The sequence below is a fragment of the Pseudomonas sp. TE6288 genome (assembly GCF_054062095.1).
Genome location: NZ_JBSSEW010000012.1, coordinates 35,694 through 57,795, shown reverse-complemented (window position 1 = coordinate 57,795; position 22,102 = coordinate 35,694). Strand labels below are relative to the sequence as shown.

The 22,102-nt window shown below is 62.8% G+C and carries 20 protein-coding genes; 14 read left to right on the top strand and 6 right to left on the bottom strand.

The features are described from left to right. Nucleotides 1-176: 176 nt before the first annotated feature. Nucleotides 177-1,337 (bottom strand): Do family serine endopeptidase AlgW, encoded by a 1,161-nt coding sequence (gene algW, locus ACVWY1_RS14100; RefSeq protein WP_102685198.1) that lies wholly within the window; start codon nt 1,335-1,337, stop codon nt 177-179. Nucleotides 1,338-1,542: 205 nt separating this feature from the next. On the opposite strand from algW, the gene ACVWY1_RS14095 reads away from it, so the two are divergent. The 3 genes from ACVWY1_RS14095 to cysN all read left to right on the top strand — a co-directional run bounded on the left by ACVWY1_RS14095 (nt 1,543) and on the right by cysN (nt 5,306). Beyond that, nucleotides 1,543-2,301, top strand: coding sequence for a Nif3-like dinuclear metal center hexameric protein (locus ACVWY1_RS14095; protein ID WP_277502975.1), 759 nt, complete (start codon nt 1,543-1,545; stop codon nt 2,299-2,301). Nucleotides 2,302-2,471: 170 nt separating this feature from the next. Further along, nucleotides 2,472-3,389 (top strand): sulfate adenylyltransferase subunit CysD, encoded by a 918-nt coding sequence (gene cysD / locus ACVWY1_RS14090; protein ID WP_011535568.1) that lies wholly within the window; start codon nt 2,472-2,474, stop codon nt 3,387-3,389. Between the two features lie 15 nt (nt 3,390-3,404). After that, nucleotides 3,405-5,306, top strand: a complete 1,902-nt coding sequence (gene cysN, locus ACVWY1_RS14085; protein WP_277502976.1) for a sulfate adenylyltransferase subunit CysN — start codon at nt 3,405-3,407, stop codon at nt 5,304-5,306. Between the two features lie 244 nt (nt 5,307-5,550). Here cysN and ACVWY1_RS14080 read toward each other — a convergent pair whose 3' ends face one another. Together ACVWY1_RS14080 and ACVWY1_RS14075 are read right to left on the bottom strand one after the other, a co-directional pair. Beyond that, complete coding sequence (locus tag ACVWY1_RS14080) at nt 5,551-6,501, bottom strand: IS110 family transposase (RefSeq protein WP_457378410.1); 951 nt, start codon at nt 6,499-6,501, stop codon at nt 5,551-5,553. A 260-nt stretch (nt 6,502-6,761) separates the two neighbouring features. Beyond that, a complete protein-coding gene (locus ACVWY1_RS14075) occupies nt 6,762-7,241 on the bottom strand; it encodes an Lrp/AsnC family transcriptional regulator (protein WP_102685201.1) in 480 nt (159 codons plus the stop codon). Between the two features lie 127 nt (nt 7,242-7,368). Between ACVWY1_RS14075 and ACVWY1_RS14070 the strand changes: the two genes are divergently transcribed. Then, nucleotides 7,369-8,565 carry a methionine gamma-lyase gene (locus ACVWY1_RS14070; RefSeq protein ID WP_277502977.1) on the top strand — a complete coding sequence of 399 codons (1,197 nt, stop codon included), beginning with the start codon at nt 7,369-7,371 and terminating at the stop codon, nt 8,563-8,565. Nucleotides 8,566-8,589: 24 nt separating this feature from the next. Further along, nucleotides 8,590-11,280: an alpha-ketoglutarate dehydrogenase gene (gene mdeB, locus ACVWY1_RS14065; RefSeq protein ID WP_277502978.1), complete on the top strand. Its 2,691-nt coding sequence runs from the start codon at nt 8,590-8,592 to the stop codon at nt 11,278-11,280. A gap of 107 nt (nt 11,281-11,387) precedes the next feature. On the opposite strand, the gene ACVWY1_RS14060 is transcribed toward mdeB, so the two are convergent. Then, complete coding sequence (locus ACVWY1_RS14060; RefSeq protein ID WP_102685203.1) at nt 11,388-11,825, bottom strand: YhcB family protein; 438 nt, start codon at nt 11,823-11,825, stop codon at nt 11,388-11,390. Between the two features lie 135 nt (nt 11,826-11,960). Between ACVWY1_RS14060 and ACVWY1_RS14055 the strand changes: the two genes are divergently transcribed. The 3 genes from ACVWY1_RS14055 (at nt 11,961) to zapE (ending at nt 15,152) form a co-directional block, all read left to right on the top strand. Beyond that, on the top strand, nt 11,961-12,596 hold the full coding sequence (locus tag ACVWY1_RS14055; RefSeq protein ID WP_102685204.1) for an alpha/beta hydrolase: 636 nt from the start codon (nt 11,961-11,963) through the stop codon (nt 12,594-12,596). A 26-nt stretch (nt 12,597-12,622) separates the two neighbouring features. Continuing rightward, complete coding sequence (locus ACVWY1_RS14050; RefSeq protein WP_198754371.1) at nt 12,623-13,972, top strand: tryptophan--tRNA ligase; 1,350 nt, start codon at nt 12,623-12,625, stop codon at nt 13,970-13,972. 85 nt (nt 13,973-14,057) lie between these two features. After that, complete coding sequence (zapE, locus tag ACVWY1_RS14045) at nt 14,058-15,152, top strand: cell division protein ZapE (RefSeq protein WP_102685206.1); 1,095 nt, start codon at nt 14,058-14,060, stop codon at nt 15,150-15,152. A gap of 121 nt (nt 15,153-15,273) precedes the next feature. Here the strand turns inward: zapE and ACVWY1_RS14040 are convergent, their stop codons facing one another. Together ACVWY1_RS14040 and ACVWY1_RS14035 are read right to left on the bottom strand one after the other, a co-directional pair. After that, complete coding sequence (locus ACVWY1_RS14040; RefSeq protein WP_173862478.1) at nt 15,274-16,170, bottom strand: GlxA family transcriptional regulator; 897 nt, start codon at nt 16,168-16,170, stop codon at nt 15,274-15,276. 207 nt (nt 16,171-16,377) lie between these two features. Beyond that, a complete protein-coding gene (locus tag ACVWY1_RS14035; protein ID WP_094010224.1) occupies nt 16,378-17,418 on the bottom strand; it encodes an NADP(H)-dependent aldo-keto reductase in 1,041 nt (346 codons plus the stop codon). A gap of 256 nt (nt 17,419-17,674) precedes the next feature. Here ACVWY1_RS14035 and rplM point away from each other — a divergent pair, with 256 nt between their 5' ends. The 6 genes from rplM to ACVWY1_RS14005 all read left to right on the top strand — a co-directional run bounded on the left by rplM (nt 17,675) and on the right by ACVWY1_RS14005 (nt 22,101). Beyond that, nucleotides 17,675-18,103, top strand: a complete 429-nt coding sequence (gene rplM / locus ACVWY1_RS14030) for a 50S ribosomal protein L13 (protein WP_008097538.1) — start codon at nt 17,675-17,677, stop codon at nt 18,101-18,103. A 14-nt stretch (nt 18,104-18,117) separates the two neighbouring features. Beyond that, on the top strand, nt 18,118-18,510 hold the full coding sequence (gene rpsI, locus ACVWY1_RS14025) for a 30S ribosomal protein S9 (protein WP_003260797.1): 393 nt from the start codon (nt 18,118-18,120) through the stop codon (nt 18,508-18,510). Between the two features lie 265 nt (nt 18,511-18,775). Continuing rightward, on the top strand, nt 18,776-19,369 hold the full coding sequence (gene petA / locus ACVWY1_RS14020) for a ubiquinol-cytochrome c reductase iron-sulfur subunit (RefSeq protein ID WP_023628711.1): 594 nt from the start codon (nt 18,776-18,778) through the stop codon (nt 19,367-19,369). Next, nucleotides 19,369-20,580 (top strand): cytochrome b, encoded by a 1,212-nt coding sequence (locus ACVWY1_RS14015; RefSeq protein WP_046857021.1) that lies wholly within the window; start codon nt 19,369-19,371, stop codon nt 20,578-20,580. The genes petA and ACVWY1_RS14015 overlap by 1 nt, the downstream gene beginning before the upstream one ends. Then, nucleotides 20,580-21,359: a cytochrome c1 gene (locus tag ACVWY1_RS14010; protein WP_102685208.1), complete on the top strand. Its 780-nt coding sequence runs from the start codon at nt 20,580-20,582 to the stop codon at nt 21,357-21,359. The genes ACVWY1_RS14015 and ACVWY1_RS14010 overlap by 1 nt, the downstream gene beginning before the upstream one ends. A 118-nt stretch (nt 21,360-21,477) precedes the next feature. After that, the gene (locus tag ACVWY1_RS14005) at nt 21,478-22,101 is read left to right on the top strand and encodes a glutathione S-transferase N-terminal domain-containing protein (RefSeq protein ID WP_102682663.1); all 624 of its coding nucleotides are present in this window, start codon (nt 21,478-21,480) and stop codon (nt 22,099-22,101) included. The last annotated feature ends 1 nt before the right edge of the window (nt 22,102 follow it).

Sequence of the window (22,102 nt, the reverse complement as noted above, 5' to 3'; positions counted from 1 at the left end):
GGCCCTCAATTCAAGCGCCGTCCCTGTGGGAGCTGGCTTGCCAGCGATGAGGCCCTTGCAAACGACACAGGGCAGTTGCTCCCACATCAATCAGGCCTATAGCAACTTTGGGAGCCGGCTTGTCGTGGCGACGTGACGCGGTAAAGGGGCCGCTGAGCGGCCCCACACCTGTAGCCTTACTTCTCTTCCTTGGCGGCCACCGGCGCTGGTGGTGGCCGCAGGCCCACCTCGGCGATCAGCTTAATCTGCTGACCATTGCGCATCACTTCGATGCTGATCTTGTCGGTCGGCTTGATCCGCGCCACCTGGTTCATCGACTTGCGCCCGTCACCGGCGGGCTCGCCGTTGATACTCATGATCACATCGCCCAGTTGCAGCCCCGCACGTGCCGCCGGCCCGTCGCGGAAAATACCGGCGACCACGATTCCCGGGCGCCCCTGCATGCCAAACGATTCGGCCAGTTCCTGGCTCAGCGGCTGCACTTCGATGCCCAGCCAGCCACGGATCACCTGGCCATGCTCGATAATCGACTTCATCACCTCCAATGCCAGCTTGACCGGGATGGCGAAGCCGATACCTTGCGAACCACCGGACTTGGAGAAGATCGCGGTGTTGATGCCCACCAGGTTGCCGTTGGCATCCACCAGCGCACCGCCGGAGTTGCCCGGGTTGATCGCCGCGTCGGTCTGGATGAAGTCTTCGTAGTTGTTGAGGCCCAGCTGGTTGCGGCCGGTGGCGCTGATGATGCCCATGGTCACGGTCTGACCGACACCAAAGGGGTTGCCGATGGCCAAGGTCACGTCACCGATATGGATGCTGTCGGAGCGGCCGATGGTGATCGCCGGCAGGCTCTTGAGGTCGATCTTCAGTACTGCCAGGTCGGTTTCCGGGTCGCTGCCGATCACCCGGGCGAGGGTCTCGCGGCCATCCTTGAGGGCCACGACGATCTGGTCGGCGCCGCTGGTGACGTGGTTGTTGGTCAGCAGGTAGCCTTCCGGGCTCATGATTACCGCCGAGCCCAGGCTCGACTCCCAGCGCCGCTGCTTGGGCAGGTTGTCGCCGAAGAAGCGGCGGAACTGCGGGTCCTCGAACAGCGGGTGCGCGCTCTTGTTCACCACCTTGGTGGTATAGAGGTTGACCACTGCGGGCGCGGCCAGGGTCACGGCATCGGCATAGGAGACCGGCCCCTGCATGAGCTTGGTGGTTTGCGGGGCTTGTTGCAGGTTGACGTCCTGGCTGGGCAGGCCGACCCATTCGGGGAAGCGCTGGATGACCAGCATGGCGATCAGCACACCGGTGAGCAGGGGCCAGCCGAAGTAACGCAGAGCCTTGAGCATGAATCGATCCTGGGAGTGGGACGGGGGCCGTGTCTATGGGCCCGGGGCGCGAGCGGGCGCGATCATACACCTGAAGATACCGAACGGCGATGGCCGGACACCCCGAGCGCCTGCCGGCGGTTTCCCCCACGCCGGCGACGGCCCATAATGGCGGCCATTATAGGGCCTGACGCCCGTCGCAATGCCGAATTCGAGGAGATTTTTCATGGCCGTCGCCCTCAATATCCTGGTCGAGGAAGCCGAGCGCTACCTGGCCAGCGCCAGGATCCAGGATTACTGCCCCAACGGCCTGCAGGTCGAAGGCCGTCCCCAGGTCAGCCGCATCGTCAGCGGCGTGACCGCCAGCCAGGCGCTGCTGGACGCCGCGGTCGAGGCCGAGGCCGACCTGGTGCTGGTGCACCATGGCTATTTCTGGAAGGGTGAAAACCCCTGCATCACCGGTATCAAGCAGCGACGCTTGAAGACCCTGCTCAAGCACGACATCAGCCTGCTGGCCTTCCACCTGCCGCTGGACGTGCACCCGGAGGTGGGCAACAACGTGCAGCTGGCGCGCCAGCTGGACATCACCGTCGAAGGTCCGTTGGACCCCAACAATACCAAGGTAGTGGGCCTGGTCGGCTCGCTGGCCGAACCGGTATCGGCGCGGGATTTCGCCCGCCGCGTGCAGGAGGCACTGGGGCGTGAGCCGCTGCTCATCGAGGGTGAGCAGACGATCCGCCGGGTCGGCTGGTGCACCGGGGGCGGGCAGGGCTACATCGACACCGCCATCGCCGCCGGAGTCGACCTGTTCCTCAGTGGCGAGGCGTCGGAGCAGACCTTCCACAGTGCCCGCGAGAACGGCATCAGCTTCATCGCCGCCGGTCACCACGCAACAGAGCGCTACGGCGTGCAGGCGCTGGGCGATTACCTGGCGCGTCGCTTTGCCCTGGAGCACCTGTTCATCGATTGCCCGAATCCGATCTGACGGCCGCATCGCGGGCGTGTCCCGCGATGCTTTTTTGCCCAAACCCCCAGTCATATCATTAGACCTTTTCGATCTAGCCGCCCGCCTAAATAGAATCAGGTGCTGTGATAAAGTGGCTCGCTCGAACACGGCCCGCAGGCCGTCCATAAGATCGTTTTTCGTGAGTAGCCATGGTCGACAATCTGACGCACTTGAAACAGCTGGAGGCGGAGAGCATCCACATCATCCGCGAGGTGGCCGCCGAGTTCGACAACCCGGTGATGCTGTACTCGATCGGCAAGGATTCCGCGGTCATGCTGCACCTGGCGCGCAAGGCGTTCTTCCCGGGCAAGCTGCCGTTCCCGGTGATGCACGTCGACACCCAGTGGAAGTTCCAGGAGATGTACCGCTTCCGCGACAAGATGGTCGAAGAGATGGGCCTGGAGCTGATCACCCACGTCAACCCCGAGGGTGTGGCCCAGGGCATCAACCCGTTCACCCATGGCAGTTCCAAGCACACCGATATCATGAAGACCCAGGGCCTGAAGCAGGCGCTGGACAAGCACGGCTTCGACGCCGCCTTCGGTGGCGCGCGCCGCGACGAAGAGAAGTCCCGCGCCAAGGAGCGCGTCTACTCGTTCCGTGACAGCAAGCACCGCTGGGATCCGAAGAACCAGCGCCCGGAGCTGTGGAACATCTACAACGGCAAGGTCAACAAGGGCGAGTCGATCCGCGTGTTCCCGCTGTCGAACTGGACCGAGCTGGACATCTGGCAGTACATCTACCTCGAGGGCATCCCGATCGTGCCGCTGTACTTCGCCGCCGAGCGTGAAGTAATCGAGAAGAACGGCACCCTGATCATGATCGACGACGAGCGCATCCTCGAGCACCTGAGCGACGAGGAGAAGGCGCGCATCGTCAAGAAGAAAGTGCGTTTCCGTACCCTGGGCTGCTACCCGCTGACGGGGGCGGTCGAGTCCGAAGCCGAGACCCTGACGGACATCATCCAGGAAATGCTCCTGACCCGGACGTCCGAACGCCAGGGCCGTGTCATCGACCACGATGGTGCCGGCTCCATGGAAGACAAAAAACGCCAAGGCTACTTCTAATTTCAGGGTTCCAGCATGTCGCACCAATCTGATCTGATCAGCGAGGACATCCTCGCCTACCTGGCCCAGCACGAGCGCAAAGAGCTGTTGCGCTTCCTCACCTGCGGCAACGTGGACGACGGCAAGAGCACCCTGATCGGGCGCCTGCTGCACGATTCGAAGATGATCTACGAGGACCACCTCGAGGCCATCACCCGTGACTCGAAGAAGTCCGGCACCACCGGCGAGGAAGTCGACCTGGCGCTGCTGGTCGACGGCCTGCAGGCCGAGCGCGAGCAGGGCATCACCATCGATGTCGCCTACCGCTACTTCTCCACCGCCAAGCGCAAGTTCATCATCGCCGACACCCCGGGGCACGAGCAGTACACCCGCAACATGGCCACCGGCGCCTCGACCTGCGACCTGGCGATCATCCTGGTCGACGCCCGCTATGGCGTGCAGACCCAGACTCGCCGGCACAGCTATATCGCGTCGCTGCTGGGTATCAAGCACATCGTCGTCGCGGTCAACAAGATGGACCTCAAGGGCTTCGACGAGCAGGTCTTCGAGTCGATCAAGGCCGACTACCTGAAGTTCGCCGAGGGCATCAACCTGAAGCCTTCGAGCCTGCACTTCGTGCCGATGTCGGCGCTCAAGGGCGACAACGTGGTCAATCGCAGCGAGCGTTCGCCGTGGTACACGGGCCCGGCGCTGATGGAGATCCTCGAGACTGTCGAGGTGGCCGCTGACCGCAATGTCACCGACCTGCGTTTCCCGGTGCAGTACGTCAACCGCCCGAACCTCAACTTCCGTGGCTTCGCCGGCACCATCGCCGGTGGCGTGGTGCACAAGGGCGACGAGATCGTCGTGCTGCCGTCGGGCAAGAGCAGCCGGGTCAAGTCCATCGTCACCTATGAAGGTGAGTTGGAGAACGCCGGCCCTGGCCAGGCGGTGACCCTGACCATGGAAGACGAGATCGACATCTCCCGCGGCGACCTGCTGGTGCATGCCGACAATGTGCCGACGGTCACCGACCAGTTCGACGCCATGCTGGTGTGGATGGCCGAGGAGCCGATGCTCCCGGGCAAGAAATACGACATCAAGCGCGCCACCAGCTATGTGCCGGGTTCGATCGCCAGCATCACCCACAAGGTCGATGTGAACACCCTGGAGCAGGGCGCGGCCAGCGCGCTGCAACTCAACGAAATCGGCCGGGTCAAGGTCGCCCTGGACAGCGCCATCGCCCTGGACGGTTACGAGAGCAACCGCACCACCGGCGCATTCATCGTCATTGACCGCCTGACCAACGGCACCGTCGGTGCCGGCATGATCATTGCCCCGCCGGTTCTGCCGCACGGTGGCACTGGCCAACACGGCAAGTTGGCTCATGTGTCCACCGAAGAGCGCGCCCTGCGCTTCGGCCAGCAGCCGGCCACCGTGCTGTTCAGCGGCCTGTCGGGCGCCGGCAAGAGCACCCTGGCCTACGCCGTGGAGCGCAAGCTGTTCGACATGGGCCGTGCGGTGTACGTGCTCGATGGCCAGAACCTGCGCCACGACCTGAACAAGGGCCTGCCGCAGGACCGCGCTGGGCGCACCGAGAACTGGCGCCGCGCCGCCCATGTGGCGCGCCAGTTCAACGAAGCCGGTCTGCTGACACTGGCCGCGTTCGTCGCGCCGGACGCCGAAGGCCGCGAGCAGGCAAGGGCGCTGATCGGCAAGGAGCGCCTGGTGACCGTGTACGTCCAGGCTTCGCCGCTGGTGTGCCGCGAGCGTGACCCGCAGGGCCTGTATGCCGCCGGTGGCGACAACATCCCGGGCGAGAGCTTCCCGTTCGATGTGCCGCTGGATGCGGACCTGGTGATTGACACCCAGTCGGTCAGCGTCGATGAAGGCGTGAAGCTGGTGCTGGATGTGCTGCGTCAGCGTGGGGCGATCTGATTGATTGCCTGACGTGAAAAACCCCGCTTCGGCGGGGTTTTTCATTTAGGGCTGCTTTGCAGCCCATCGCTGGCAAGCCAGCTCCCACAGGATGGCGCAGGGTTTCAGGTCAGCGCGGTCGGTGTGGGAGCAACTGTCTTGAGGGGATTTTTTTAGAACGATCCTTTCAGACATAGCTTCGCCAGCGACACCCTGCAGATGGAGTCGCTGGCGAAGCCCCGCTATCGGCAATACCCCCGAGAGATCAGGCTGCGGGCGCCTGGGTTTTATGGTCCTTCCATGGCGTACCGTCCCTCAGCATGGCATTCAGCCGCACCAGCAACACGCGCATGCAAGCCACCACGGCTACTTTGGGGCGCTTACCACGCGCTACCAGTGCGTCATACCGGGTCTTGAACTCAGGGACGTGCCTGATCATCACCCAAGCCGCCATGTAGATAACGCCACGAACTTTGTAGCGCCCGCCCTCGATCTTGCGTGGGCCGCTCTTGCTCCCACTGTCCTTGTTATAGGGCGCCAGCCCCACCAGGGCGGTGATCTTCCGTCCGCTCAGCGTGCCCAGTTCGGGCAAATAGGCCATCAGCTTGGCAGTCGTAATCAGGCCTACGCCTTTGACTGATGCCAAGTGCTTGGCTTTCTCGCTGTTCAGCACCTTTGAGGCCTGCGCAAGGTGTTTATCCAATGCCTTGATCTGAGCGTTGAGAGACGCAATGTGCTCAGTGAAGAAGGTGATTGCTACAGGGGAAGTCGCTTGCTTGATTCGACGCCTGTCATCGTCGCGATGCTCAACGATCTGATCCCGTAGCTTGACCAGCTCGCTCAGCTCATCACGTGCCTGACTGGGCTCGATCTTTGAGGGAGATGCAAGATGCTGGGCGAACTTGGCCAGCATCAAGGCATCGATCCTGTCGGTTTTGGCCAGTTGACCAATTGCTTGGGCATAGTCATGAGAGCGTTTGGGGTTGACGCGAACGACATCCAAATCAGCGATGCGTAACGCCTTGAAAACCGCTTTCTCATAGCCCCCCGTAGCCTCGAGCACGATCCGCTCGACCTCAAGCTCGTTCAAGCAGGCAATCAGCTGGGCAATCCCCTCAGGGTCATTCCTCAGCTGGAATGGCTTGGAAAGTTCAGGCCAGAACCCCACGTCCAGGGTCGCCTTCGAAACATCGATACCAACGAAACAGGAAATCATGGCCAAGCCCTCTTACACTGGGAAGTGAGAGCGCTCTGACCTATCCCACGCTTGTGATTTCGAGCTCGCACCTCATCCAACTGTTCGGGCTTCAGGTCAGAGTGAGGGGTGGATGGCGACTATGCTCCCACACGTGCTCTAGGGCACCGCCGGCTTGCAGTCTGCCATCCACCGCTCTCACCCCTTCAGTCTAAGAGCCTTTCAAGACACAAGCCGGCTTGTCGTGGCGACGAACCGCGGCGATGGGCCCCAGGGCGGCCCTAGATATGCGTTTCGGAAACGGGAATCACCCGCCGTTCTTTCACCGCCTTGTACGAAAAGCTCGAATAGATCTCCTTCACCCCCGGCAACCGCTGCAGCACCTCGCGGGTGAATTCGCCAAACGATTCCAGGTCCCGCGCCAGGATCTCCAGCAAAAAATCATAGCGTCCGGAGATATTGTGGCAGGCGACGATCTCGGGGATCTCCATCAGCCGCTTCTCGAACGCCAGGGCCATTTCCTTGGTGTGCGAGTCCATCATTATGCTGACGAACGCGGTCACCCCGAAGCCCAGCGACTTGGGCGAAAGAATGGCCTGGTAGCCGGTGATGTAGCCGTTGTCCTCGAGCAACTTGACCCGCCGCCAGCAGGGCGAGGTGGTCAGGGCGACCTGGTCGGCGAGTTCGGAAACGGTGAGGCGGGCGTTGTCCTGCAGGGCAGCGAGCAGGGCGCGGTCGGTACGGTCGAGCGCTGAAGGCATATCTTGCCCTCCATCTTCAATTTTTGTTGTTTTTCTTTCAAAACATGCCCGATTGCGTGGGCAAGTTTGGAAAAAGCGCGGCAGCTTGGTGGCATAAGCTTATAACAAACCACAAGAGACTGTTGCCATGCGCGACTCCAACACCAATACCGGTTTCTCCACGCGGGCCATTCACCATGGCTATGATCCGCTGTCCCACGGCGGCGCCCTGGTACCGCCGGTCTACCAGACCGCCACCTACGCTTTCCCGACTGTCGAGTACGGTGCCGCCTGCTTCGCCGGCGAAGAGCCGGGGCACTTCTACAGCCGTATTTCCAACCCGACGCTGGCCCTGCTGGAGCAACGCATGGCGTCGCTCGAAGGCGGCGAGGCCGGGCTGGCGCTGGCCTCCGGGATGGGCGCCATCACCGCCACGCTATGGACTCTGCTACGCCCGGGTGACGAGCTGATCGTCGGCAGCACCCTGTATGGCTGCACCTTCGCCTACTTGCACCACGGCATCGGCGAGTTTGGCGTGAAGATCCGCCATGTCGACCTCAACGATATCCCGGCACTCAAGGCCGCGATCACCGCGAAGACGCGGATGATCTACTTCGAGTCGCCGGCCAACCCCAACATGCAGCTGGTGGATATCGCCGCGGTGGTCGAGGCTGCACAGGGCCATGACCTGAGCATCGTGGTCGACAACACCTACTGCACGCCCTACCTGCAGCGCCCTCTGGAACTGGGCGTCGACCTGGTGGTGCACTCGGCTACCAAATACCTGTCCGGGCATGGTGATATCACCGCCGGCCTGGTGGTGGGGCGCAAGGCGCTGATCGACCGCATCCGCCTGGAAGGGCTCAAGGACATGACCGGCGCCGTGCTCTCGCCCCACGATGCCTCGCTGTTGATGCGCGGCATCAAGACCCTGGCCCTGCGCATGGACCGTCACTGCGCCAATGCCCAGCAGGTGGCCGAGTTCCTGGCGCAGCAGCCGCAGGTCGAGTTGCTGCATTACCCAGGCTTGCCATCCTTCCCGCAGTACGCGCTGGCCCAGCGGCAGATGCGCCTGCCGGGCGGGATGATTGCCTTCGAGCTGAAGGGCGGGATCGAAGCCGGGCGCCGTTTCATGAACGCCCTGCAGCTGTTCAGCCGCGCGGTGAGCCTGGGCGATGCCGAGTCGTTGGCCCAGCACCCGGCGAGCATGACCCATTCCAGCTATACCCAACAGCAGCGTGCCGAGCATGGCATCTCGGAAGGGCTGGTGCGCTTGTCGGTGGGGCTGGAAGACATCGATGACCTGCATGCCGACATTGCCCAGGCCCTGAAGGCCTGTGCCTGAACCGCCACGGACGAGGCCTGCGCGATGGTAGCGATGATGAACCCGAACGAGCCGTTGACGGCCCTTGATGCCGCCCTGGACAGCGACCCAGCGGAAACCGCCGAGTGGTGCGAGGCGCTGGCCTCGACCCTGGCCCACTGCGGCCCGGCGCGGGCCCGCTACCTGCTGCAGCGCCTGCAGGCCCATGCCCTCGAGCTGGGCCTGGAGCGCGAGGCCCAGGCCTTCTCGGCCTACCGCAATACCGTGCCGGTGGAGCAGCAGGGCGCCTACCCCGGGGATCTGGACCTGGACGAGCGCATCACCAGCATCCTGCGCTGGAATGCGCTGGCCATGGTGGTGCGCGCCAACCATGCCTACGGCGAGCTCGGCGGGCATATCGCCAGCTACGCTTCGGCGGCGGAGATCTTCGAAGTCGGTTTCCAGCATTTTTTCCGCGGCGAGGGCGGTGGTGAGCGGCGCAGTGGCGACCTGGTGTTCTTCCAGCCGCACTCGGCGCCGGGCATCTATGCCCGCGCCTTCCTCGAAGGGCGCCTGAGCGAGGAGCAGTTGGCCAACTATCGCCAGGAGGTCGCCGGCAACGGGCTGTGTTCCTACCCACACCCATGGCTGATGCCCGACTTCTGGCAGTTCCCGACCGGCTCGATGGGCATCGGCCCGCTCAACGCGATCTACCAGGCGCGTTTCATGCGCTACCTGCAGCATCGCGGGTTGCTCGACACCTCTGCCCGGCATGTCTGGGGCGTGTTCGGCGATGGCGAGATGGACGAGCCGGAGTCGACCGCCGGCCTGACCCTGGCCGCCCGTGAAGGCCTGGACAACCTGACCTTCATCGTCAACTGCAACCTGCAGCGCCTGGACGGCCCGGTACGCGGCAATGGCCAGATCATCCAGGAACTCGAAGCGTTGTTCAGTGGCGCCGGCTGGAACGTGATCAAGGTGTTGTGGGGCTCGGAGTGGGACGCACTGTTCGCCCGCGATCATGAACATGCGCTGCTGCGTCAGTTGGCGGCGACACCCGACGGGCAGTTCCAGACCCTCGGCGCCAAGGACGGCAGCTACAACCTCGAACACTTCTTCAAGCAGAACCCGGCTTTGCAGCGCCTTGTAGCGCATATGAGTGCCGAAGAGATCAACGCCCTCAAGCGCGGTGGTCATGATTTTCGCAAGCTGCATGCCGCCTATGCCGCCGCCAGGGCGTGCAAGGGCCGGCCGACGGTGATCCTGGCCAAGACCAAGAAAGGCTATGGCATGAGCAGTGCCGGCGAGTCGCGGATGACCGCGCACCAGGCCAAGAAACTCGATGTGCAGGCGCTGCTGGCCTTCCGCGATCGTTTCCATTTGCCGTTGTCGGATGAGGCGGTGGAGCAACTGCGTTTCTATCGCCCGGCCGAGGACAGTCCAGAGATGGTCTATCTGCGCCAGCGCCGCCAGACACTGGGTGGGCCGTTGCCGCTGCGCCGCAACGACTGCGCCACCTTGCCCGTGCCGGAACTGGAGGCGTTCGGCGGTTTCGCCCTGCACGCCGAGGGCAAGGAGATGTCCACCACCATGGCCGCCGTGCGCTTGCTGGGCAACTGGCTGAAGGCGCCTGGGTTGGGGCCGCGGGTGGTGCCGATCGTCGCCGACGAGGCGCGCACCTTCGGCATGGCCAGCCTGTTCCGCCAGATCGGCATCTATTCGCCCCACGGGCAACGCTACGAACCGGAGGACGCGGGCTCGCTGCTGGTCTACAAGGAGGCGCGGGATGGCCAATTGCTGGAGGAGGGCATCACCGAGGCCGGGGCGATCTCCTCATGGGTCGCGGCAGCCACCGCCTACGCGGTGCATGGCGAGCCGATGCTGCCGGTGTACATCTATTACTCGATGTTCGGCTTCCAGCGGGTCGGCGACCTGATCTGGGCCGCCGCCGACCAGCGCGCCCGAGGCCTGTTGCTGGGTGCTACCGCGGGGCGCACCACGCTGGGTGGCGAGGGGCTTCAGCACCAGGACGGATCGAGCCTGGTCATGGCCGCGACGGTGCCCAACTGCCGGGCCTGGGACCCATGCTTTGCCGGCGAGCTGGCGGTGATCCTCGACCATGCCGCGCGACGCATGCTGGTGGAGCAGCAGGACGAGTTCCACTATGTGGCGGTGATGAATGAAAACTACCCGCAACTGTCGTTGCCCGAAGACATGCACGACGATGTACTGCGGGGCATGTACCGGTTTGCCCGGCATTCCTCGGCCGCTCCCCGTGGCCAGGTGCGCTTGTTGGGTTCGGGCACCATCCTGCGCGAGGTGATCGCTGCCGGTGAGTTGCTGGCCAGTGACTGGCAGGTCGACAGCGAGGTGTTCAGCGTCACCAGCTTCAGCGAACTGGCGCGTGGGGCCAGGGATGCGCAACGCCTGGCAATAGCCGGGGAGCAGGTGAATTGCCATGTGCGTCGTTGCCTACCCGGCGACGCCCCGGTGATCGCGGCCAGCGACTATGTGCGTGCCTGGCCGCAGTTGATCGCCGAGTATGTGCAGGCGCCCTATACCACTCTGGGCACCGATGGTTTCGGGCGCAGCGATACCCGCCAGCAGTTGCGACGGTTTTTCGAGGTGGACCGGTATGCCGTAGTGCTGGCAGCGTTGTACGGGCTGGTATGTCAGGGCGTGATGCCGGCGGATGTGCTGGGGCAGGCGCGGGCGCTTTATGGCATCGGCGAGGAGGGGGCGGCCTGGTATCGCTGACGAGGTCTGGGCCGGCTTAATCGCGGGGCAAGCCCGCTCCCACGCAGATCCCGTTTGCGACTTCCCACAAAAAAGGCCTCTTGCGAGGCCTTTTTCATGTCATCGATTCAGCGCTTGAGCCCGTAGCTCTCATCGAGCATGCCCGGCGAGTTCGGGGACTTCGGTGCGTAGTCGCGTGGTACTTCTGCGGTATCCTTCGGCGGCGTCAGGCGATCACGTGGGCCTTGCGCGGCTTCGGAGTGCAGCGCGGCCAGCAGGCGTTGGCGGGTCAGCTCGTCCAGGGCCAGGCGGTTGGCGCCCTCGGCCAGGTGATCCTGCACGTCCTGGTAGCTCTGGGTCAGTTTCTTGACCAGCGATGCGGTGCTGTTGAAGTGGGTCACCACTTCGTTCTGGTAATTGTCGAAGCGCTGCTGGATGTCATCCAGCTGGCGTTGGGTATTGCTCGGTGCCGCGTTGGGCAGCAGGCGGGCCAGCGCGAAACCGACGACGACACCGACAACCAGGGCCAGGGTCGGCAGCAACCAAACAAGGAGCGAGTGTTCCACGAGTCCTTCCTCTATAAACGGCTTTGCTTTACGTTAACGGCTCAGACCTGCGCTGTATACCGCGAGCGATCGCAAATCAGAACAGAATTCCTTTGCTAGACGAGTCGACCCTTCACGAGGTCACGGAGTAGTACCTTGCTTATCCGCGAAACCCCCTTGTTCATCGATGGCCCGATCGGCCAGCTTGAGGCGTTGTACCTGGACGTGGCCGATGCCCGTGGCGCGGTGCTGATCTGCCACCCCAACCCGGTCCAGGGCGGCACCATGCTCAACAAGGTGGTCTCGACCCTGCAGCGTACCGCCCGTGATGCAGGTTACGTCACCTTGCGCTTCAACTACCGCGGCGTTGGCCAGAGCGCCGGCAGCCACGACATGGGCGCTGGCGAGGTGGCGGATGCCGAGGCTGCCGCAGCCTGGCTGCGCCAGCAGCATCCTGAGCTGCCCTTGGTGCTGATGGGCTTCTCCTTCGGCGGCTTCGTTGCCGCCAGCCTGGCCGGTCGCCTGGAGGCGGCGGGTGTCGAGCTGCAACAGCTGTTCATGATCGCCCCGGCGGTGATGCGTCTGAACGCGCAGTTCCCGCTGCCCGAGCGCGTTGCGCTGACCGTCGTGCAGCCGGACACCGACGAGGTGGTCGATCCGCAACTGGTCTACGATTGGTCCGCCGCCCTGTCGCGCCCCCACGAGCTGCTGAAAGTGGCAGAATGCGGACACTTTTTCCATGGCAAGCTGACCGATCTGAAGGATCTGCTGCTGCCGCGCCTTTCGAACTGAGCCAAGCCTGAAATAAGCGAACCCCCATGACCACGCGCATCCTCACCGGTATCACCACCACCGGCACCCCGCACCTGGGCAACTACGCCGGCGCCATCCGCCCGGCCATCCTCGCCAGCCAGCAGCCCGGTGCCGACTCGTTCTACTTCCTGGCCGACTACCATGCCCTGATCAAGTGCGACGACCCGCAGCGCATCCAGCGTTCGCGCCTGGAGATCGCCGCCACCTGGCTGGCCGGTGGCCTGGACCCGGCCAAGGTGACCTTCTATCGCCAGTCGGACATCCCCGAGATCCCGGAGCTGACCTGGTTGCTGACCTGTGTCGCCGCCAAGGGCCTGCTCAACCGTGCCCACGCCTACAAGGCGTCGGTGGACAAGAACGTCGAGGCCGGCGAAGACCCGGACGCCGGCGTGACCATGGGCCTGTTCAGCTACCCGGTGCTGATGGCCGCCGATATCCTGATGTTCAATGCCAACAAGGTGCCGGTCGGTCGCGACCAGATCCAGCACGTGGAAATGGCCCGCGACATCGGCCAGCGCTTCAACCACCTGTTCGGCCAGGGCAAGGACTTCTTCGCCCTGCCCGAGGCGGTGATCGAGGAGAGCGTGGCCACGCTCCCAGGCCTGGACGGTCGCAAGATGTCCAAGAGCTACGACAACACCATCCCGCTGTTCACCAGCGCCAAGGACATGAAGGATGCGATCTCGCGCATCGTCACCGACTCCAAGGCCCCTGGCGAAGCCAAGGATCCGGACAATTCGCACCTGTTCACCCTGTTCCAGGCCTTCTCAACGCCGGGGCAGTGCGCCGAGTTCCGCGAAGAGCTGCTGCAGGGCCTGGGCTGGGGCGATGCCAAGCAGCGCCTGTTCCAGCTGCTCGACGGCCAGCTGGCCGAAAAGCGCGAACACTACCACCAGCTGATCTCGCGCCCGTCGGACCTCGAGGACATCCTCCTGGCTGGTGCCGCCAAGGCCCGCAAGATCGCCACGCCGTTCCTCGAGCAATTGCGCGAGGCAGTTGGCCTGCGCTCGTTCCGCACCACCGTGCAGGCCAGCACCGAGGTGAAGAAGAAGGCCGCCAAGAGCGCCCGCTTCGTCAGCTTCCGTGACGAGGATGGCAGCTTCCGCTTCCGCCTGCTGGCCGCCGATGGCGAGCAATTGCTGCTGTCGCGCAGCTTCGCCGATGGCAAGAGTGCGGGGGCGGTGAGCAAGCAACTGCAACAGGGCGGCGAGGCCGACGTGCGTGTCGAGGGCCTGGGCTTCTCGCTCTGGCTAAATGGTGAGCAAGTTGCCGACGGGCCGCAGTTCGAGGCCGCCGAGGCCCGTGACGCGGCCATCACCAGCCTGCGCGAGGCCCTGGCGCCACAGGCGGACTGAGTCACTTTGACGCAAGTCTGATTGCCATTAAGCGGGCCGGTCGCTACAGTGACGGCCCGTTTTTTGTTGCCTCGCTAACGAAATCATGACGCCCCTAGAACGATACCAAGCCGATCTGAAACGCCCCGACTTCTTCCATGACGCGGCGCAGGAAACTGCGGTGCGTCACCTGCAGCGCCTGTACGACGACCTGGTGCAGGCGCAGAACAACAAGCCGGGGGTGTTCGGCAAACTGTTCGGCAAGAAGGAGCAGACGCCGGTCAAGGGCCTGTACTTCTGGGGCGGCGTGGGCCGGGGCAAGACCTACCTGGTCGACACCTTCTATGAAGCGCTGCCGTTCAAGCAGAAGATGCGCACGCACTTCCACCGCTTCATGAAGCGCGTCCATGAGGAGATGAAGACCCTCAAGGGCGAGAAGAACCCGCTGACCATCATCGCCAAGCGCTTCAGTGACGAAGCCAAGGTGATCTGCTTCGACGAGTTCTTCGTCTCCGATATCACCGATGCCATGATCCTCGGCACCCTGATGGAAGAGCTGTTCAAGAACGGCGTGTCGCTGGTGGCCACTTCCAACATCGTCCCGGACGGCCTGTACAAGGATGGCCTGCAGCGCGCGCGCTTCCTGCCGGCGATCGCCATGATCAAGCAGTACACCGATGTGGTGAACGTCGACAGCGGCGTGGACTATCGCCTGCGTCACCTGGAGCAGGCCGAGCTGTTCCACTTCCCGCTCGACGCTGCGGCGCATGAAAGCCTGCGCGCCAGCTTCAAGGCGTTGACCCCAGAGTGCACCCAGGCCGTCGAGAACGACGTGCTGATGATCGAGAACCGCGAGATCCATGCCTTGCGCACCTGCGACGACGTCGCCTGGTTCGATTTCCGTGCCCTGTGCGACGGGCCGCGCAGCCAGAACGACTACATCGAACTGGGCAAGATCTTCCATGCCGTGCTGCTGAGCAATGTCGAGCAGATGGGCGTGACCACCGATGACATCGCCCGGCGCTTCATCAACATGGTCGACGAGTTCTACGACCGCAACGTGAAGCTGATCATCTCGGCCGAGGTAGAGCTCAAGGACCTGTATACCGGCGGGCGCCTGAGTTTCGAGTTCCAGCGTACGCTCAGCCGTCTGCTGGAGATGCAGTCCCACGAGTTCCTGTCGCGGGCGCACAAGCCTTAAGGGCTGATGAAACGGGGCCGCTTCGCGCCCCATCGCCGGCAAGCCGGCTCCCACAAGTTACGTACTGATCTTGTGGGAGCCGGCTTACCGGCGATGGGGCGCGAAGCGGCCCTTGTCGTATTCAGGCCTCCTGCATGAACTGCTGCCGATACTGGTTCGGCGACAACTCCGTGTGCTGGCGGAACAGCCGGGCGAAGAAACTCGCGTCGTCGTAGCCCACCTCGTAGCTGATCGTCTTGATGCTCTTGCGCGTGCTCGACAGCAGGCCCTTGGCGGTCTCGATGCGCAGGCGCTGCAGGTAGTGCAGGGGCTTGTCGCCGGTGGCACTCTGGAAGCGGCGCATGAAATTGCGGATGCTCATGCCGTGGTTGCGCGCCACATCCTCGAAGCGGAACTTGTCGGCGAAGTGCTCTTCGAGCCAGTGCTGGATCTGCAGGATGATCAGGTCCTGGTGCAGCTTCTGGCCGCCGAAGCCCATGCGCCCCGGGGTATAGCTGCGCTGCACCTCGTAGAGGATGTCGCGGGCCACCGCGCGGGCCACGTTGGCGCCACAGAAGCGTTCGATCAGGTAGATGTACAGGTCGCAGGCCGAGGTGGTACCACCGGCGCAGTAGAGATTGTCGGCGTCGGTCAGGTGCTTGTCCTGGTTCAGGCGGATCTTCGGGAAGCGCTCGGCGAAGCTGCTGAAGAAGCGCCAGTAGGTGGTCGCCTCCTTGCCGTCGAGCAGCCCCGACTCGGCCAGCCAGAACACGCCGCTGGCCTCGGCGCACAGCACCGCGCCACGGGCATGCTGCTCGCGCAGCCAGGGCAGTACCTGCGGATAGCGTTGCAGCAGGTTGTCGAAGTCGTCCCAGAAGGCCGGCAGGATGATCACGTCGGCGTCGTTGAGGCCGCTGTCGACCGGCAACTGCACGTTGCTGAAGCTGTCCACGGGCAAACCGTCCGGGCTCACCAGGCCGATCTCGAACATCGGTTGCAGGCCCAGGCCCAGTTGCTTGCTGTAGCGCAGGCTGGCCAGGTGGAAGAAGTCCTTGGCCTGCATCAGTGTCGAAGCGAACACTTTATCAACGGCCAGGATGCTGACGCGCCGCAGCGACGCCGGGGGTTGGGTAAACATCATTGTCATTGTTCTTATAGGGTAGAGTGGTCAATCACCGGCTGGATCGTCTTATTTTTTGGCGATTGTGTCTACCCCACGAAAGAGCAGTGCAGCGCCTGCGTTGCATCAAGGCGCGGGGTTTGGCTGCTCCTGATGGACCGCCTCGATTGCCGCCAGCAGTTCATCGCCCAGATTCAACGCCTGGCTGTCGATATTGCTGCGCAGTTGCTCGAGGTTCGTCGCGCCGATGATGTTGCTGGTCACGAACGGCTGCCGGGTCACGAACGCCAGCGCCATCTGCGCCGGGTCCAGCCCGTGTTCGCGGGCCAACTGCACATAGCGGCCGCAGGCGGCCACGGTCTGCGGATTGGAATAGCGGGCAAAGCGGCTGAACAGGGTCAGGCGGGCGTGTTCCGGGCGGGCGCCGTTTTCGTACTTGCCCGACAGCATGCCGAAGGCCAGCGGCGAATAGGCCAGCAAACCGCACTGCTCGCGGATTGCCACCTCTGCCAGGCCCACCTCGAAGCTGCGGTTGAGCAGGTTGTAGGGGTTCTGGATCGACACCGCGCGGGGCCAGCCGCGGGTTTCGGCCAGGTGCAGGAATTTCAGGGTGCCCCACGGGGTTTCGTTGGACAGGCCGATGTGGCGGATCTTGCCGGCGCGCACCTGTTCATCGAGCACCTCCAGGGTTTCCTCCAGCGGGGTGAAGATGTCCTGGGGCAGGTGCTGGTAGCCGAGCTTGCCGAAGAAGTTGGTGCTGCGCTCGGGCCAGTGCAACTGGTAGAGGTCGATGCGGTCGGTCTGCAGGCGCTTGAGGCTCTCGTCCAGCGCGGCGACGATGTGCTGGCGGTTGTGCTTGAGCTGGCCGTCGCGGATGTGGCTGATGCCGTTGCCGGGGCCGGCGACCTTGCTGGCAAGGATCCAGTCGTCACGGTCGCCGTTGGCGGCGAACCAGTTGCCGATGATGCGTTCGGTGGCGGCGTAGGTCTCCGGGCGCGGTGGCACCGGGTACATCTCGGCGGTGTCGATAAAGTTGATGCCGCTGGCCTTGGCCAGGGCGATCTGGGCGAAGGCCTGGTCCTGGGTGTTCTGTTCGCCCCAGGTCATGGTGCCCAGGCACAGGGCACTGACATCGAGGTCGGTACGGCCGAGCTTGCGGTATTCCATCGGGAAGGTGCTCCGTGACAAAGAAGTCCATAAAAGCAGGTTGAAATTTTTCCTGCAATCTGGATAATTCTGCCCCTCTCCGTGTGGCGGAAGTGATGCACCACCATGCAGGGAACCCTTGTCGAACATTGGCGTGCCCGACCCGAGCCCCCAAAAGCGTCAGCGTTCGGCTGCGCGCTTGCCCTTGGCAAGCTGTGCACTATCCAGTAAGATTCGCCGTCTATTTTTCGCTGGGCGGCCTCTGAGGCTTTAGAGAATGAAAACTTTTACTGCTAAACCGGAAACAGTAAAGCGCGAGTGGTTCGTAGTCGACGCCGCTGGTCAGACCCTGGGTCGTCTGGCTACCGAAATCGCTAGCCGCCTGCGTGGCAAGCACAAGCCAGAATACACCCCTCACGTTGACACCGGCGACTACATCGTCGTCATCAACGCCGAGCAGATCCGTGTGACTGGTGCCAAGTCTTCCGACAAGATGTACTACTCCCACTCCGGCTTCCCGGGCGGTATCAAGGAAATCAACTTCGAGAAGTTGATCGCCAAGGCCCCTGAGCGTGTTATCGAAACCGCGGTCAAAGGCATGCTGCCGAAGAACCCGCTGGGTCGCGACATGTACCGCAAGCTGAAAGTGTACGCGGGTGCTGCTCACCCACACACTGCTCAGCAGCCTCAAGAACTGAAGATCTAACGGGATAGTTCATTATGTCGGCGACTCAAAACTACGGCACTGGCCGTCGCAAGACCGCAACCGCTCGCGTTTTCCTGCGTCCAGGTACCGGTAACATCTCCATCAACAACCGTTCTCTGGACGTGTTCTTCGGCCGCGAAACCGCTCGCATGGTTGTTCGCCAGCCGCTGGAACTGACCGAAACCGTTGAGAAGTTCGACATCTACGTCACCGTTTCCGGTGGTGGTGTCAGCGGTCAGGCCGGTGCAATCCGCCACGGCATCACCCGCGCCCTGATGGAATACGACGAAACCCTGCGTGGCGCTCTGCGTCGTGCTGGCTACGTCACCCGCGACGCTCGTGAAGTTGAGCGTAAGAAAGTGGGTCTGCGTAAAGCGCGTAAGCGTCCTCAGTACTCCAAGCGTTAATACCGCTTCGGCAGTCGAAAAAAGCCCGGTTCCTTTTTGGAACCGGGCTTTTTTTATGTCTTCAACTAACCTGTCTGCTAGTCCGTGGCCGTTTGTCGCATAGACGCAGATCAAGCAAAGCGAGGGTAGTAGCCCGACGAGCGGGTAATCACCTTGTCAGCGTGTGGATTTGTTCCTTACCATTGCGGCCAATTTTTAGTGCCACAGACGTACCTAAGTAGATGCCTGTTCAAACAGGCCAAGCAAGCTGATGGGAGAGGACTGAATGAGCAATGACGGCGTCAACGCAGGCCGGCGCCGCTTCCTCGTAGCCGCGACATCCGTGGTCGGGGCAGCGGGGGCAGTGGGGGCAGCGGTACCGTTCGTGGGGTCATGGTTTCCCAGTGCCAAGGCGAAAGCCGCAGGGGCACCGGTGAAGGTCAATATCGCCAAGGTCGAGCCCGGTCAGCAGATGGTAGCTGAATGGCGGGGGCAACCTGTATTCATCGTGCGGCGAACGGAGGAGATCCTCGGTAATCTGAAAAAGATCACCGGCGAGCTGTCCGATCCTGAATCCAAGGCGTCGGTGCAGCCGACCTACGTCGACCCGCAAGTTCGCTCGATCAAGCCCGAGATTCTCATCCTGGTAGGTCTGTGCACGCACCTGGGTTGCTCGCCAACCTTCCGTCCTGAAGTTGCCCCGGCTGACCTGGGGCCGAAGTGGGTCGGTGGCTATTTCTGCCCCTGCCACGGTTCGCACTACGACCTGGCCGGGCGCGTCTACAAATCCCAGCCGGCGCCTCTCAACCTGCCAGTGCCACCGCACTCGTACGAGTCGGACGAAATCATCGTCATCGGCGTCGATCAGGAGAACGCATGATGAGCAAGTTCATGGAGTGGATCGATGCGCGCTTCCCCGCGACGAAAATGTGGGAAGACCATCTAAGCAAGTATTACGCGCCCAAGAACTTCAACTTCCTGTACTTCTTCGGCTCCCTGGCGTTGCTAGTGCTGGTCAACCAGATCGTGACCGGCGTGTGGCTGACCATGAGTTTCACCCCCTCGGCGGAAGAGGCCTTCGCCTCGGTCGAGTACATCATGCGCGACGTCGAGTACGGCTGGATCCTGCGCTACCTGCACTCCACCGGCGCCTCGGCGTTCTTCATCGTGGTCTACCTGCACATGTTCCGCGGCTTGCTCTACGGCTCCTACCAGAAGCCGCGCGAGCTGGTCTGGCTGTTCGGCATGCTGATCTACCTGGCGCTGATGGCCGAGGCGTTCATGGGCTACCTGCTGCCCTGGGGGCAGATGTCGTACTGGGGAGCTCAGGTGATCATCTCGCTGTTCGGCGCGATCCCGGTGATCGGTGATGACCTGACCCAGTGGATCCGTGGTGACTACCTGATCTCCGGCATCACCCTGAACCGCTTCTTCGCCTTGCACGTGGTGGCCCTGCCGATCGTGATCCTGGGCCTGGTGGTGCTGCACATCCTGGCGCTGCACGAGGTGGGTTCGAACAACCCCGATGGCGTGGACATCAAGAAGAAAAAGGACGAGAACGGCATCCCGCTGGATGGCATCCCGTTCCACCCGTACTACACCGTCAAGGATATCGCTGGTGTGGTGGTGTTCCTCTTCGTGTTCTGTGCCGTGGTGTTCTTCTTCCCGGAAATGGGTGGCTACTTCCTGGAAAAACCGAACTTCGAGCAGGCCAACGCCTTCAAGACGCCTGAGCATATCGCCCCTGTCTGGTACTTCACGCCGTTCTACGCGATCCTGCGCGCGGTGCCCGACAAGCTGTTCGGGGTGATTGCCATGGGTGCGGCAATTGCGGTGCTGTTCGTGTTGCCCTGGCTTGACCGCAGCCCGGTGCGCTCGATGCGTTACAAGGGCTGGTTGAGCAAGATCTGGTTGCTGGTGTTCTGCGTGTCCTTCGTCATCCTTGGCGTGCTGGGCGTGCTGGCGCCGACCCCGGGGCGTACCTTGCTGTCGCAGGTGTGCACGGTGTTGTACTTCGCCTACTTCCTGCTGATGCCGTTCTACACAAGGCTCGAGAAGACCAAACCGGTTCCGGAAAGGGTGACTGGCTGATGAAAAAGTTTATTGCAGTATGCTTGCTGGCATTGATGCCTGGCCTTTCGTTCGCCGCCGAACACGGCCTGGAGCTGGACAAGGTCGATATCGACCTGACCGACAAGGCCGCGATGCAGGATGGCGCGCGCACCTTCGCCAACTATTGCATGGGATGCCATAGCGCCAAGTTCCAGCGATACGAGCGTGTCGCCGACGACCTGGGGATCCCCCACGAGCTGATGCTCGAAAACCTGGTGTTCACTGGCGCCAAGATCGGCGACCACATGAAGATCGGCATGCAGCCCAATGATGCCAAGACCTGGTTCGGCGCTGCGCCGCCCGACCTCACCCTGGTTGCCCGGGTGCGTGGCAACGATTGGTTGTACACCTACCTGCGCAGTTTCTATGAAGACAAGGCGCGGCCATACGGGGTAAACAATAAGGTCTTCCCCAACGTCGGCATGCCTAACGTGCTGGTTGGCCTGCAGGGCAACCAGGTGATTGGCTGCAAGCAGGTGCAGAGTGTGGTCGACGGCAAGAAGCAATATGACCCGCTGACCGGCAGCCCATTGACCCATGAAGCGTGCGACCAGCTGACCGTCGAGGAGAAATCCGGTACCCTGACGGCTGAGCAGTTCGACGAGAAGGTCAAGAACCTGGTGACCTTCCTGGCCTATTCGGCCAACCCGGTCAAACTGGAAAGCCAGCGCATCGGTACCTACGTGTTGCTGTACCTGGCTTTCTTCTTCGTGTTCGCCTACTTGCTCAAGCGCGAATACTGGAAGGACGTGCACTGATCACGCAGTAGTTTCTGGTAGTTGAACGCGCCCGGGGTGCCCCAGTCATGTCGCTGGGGCACCCCGGGCGCGTTTTCATTTGCAGTTTTTACAAGCATCCCGTGCGAGGAGGCGCTACATGGGCGCAACCAACAGGTTAGCCTGCTATTCCGACCCCGCTGACCATTACTCTCATCGGGTACGCCTGGTGCTCGCGGAGAAAGGCGTCACGGTGCAGATCATCGATGTCGACACCAACCGCCTGCCGCCGAAGCTGGTCGAAGTGAACCCTTACGGCAGCTTGCCGACCCTGGTCGATCGCGATCTGGCGCTGTACGAGTCGAGCGTGGTGATGGAGTACCTCGAGGAGCGTTACCCGCACCCGCCGCTGATGCCAGTCTATCCGGTGGCCCGCGGCAACAGTCGCCTGCTGATGCACCGCATCCAGCGCGACTGGTGCAGCCTGGCCGACACCGTGCTGGACCCGCGCAGCAGCGAGCCGGCACGTACCCAGGCGCGCAAGGAGTTGCGCGAGAGCCTGACGGGCGTGGCGCCGCTGTTCGCTGAAATGGCCTGTTTCATGAGTGAGGAGCAGAGTCTGGTCGATTGCTGTCTATTGCCCATACTCTGGCGCTTGCCGGTGATGGGTATCGAATTGCCGCGGCAGGCCAAGCCGCTGCTGGATTACATGGAGCGACAGTTCGCCCGCGAGCCTTTCCAGGCGAGCCTGTCTGCTACTGAACGTGAAATGCGCAAGGTTTAAA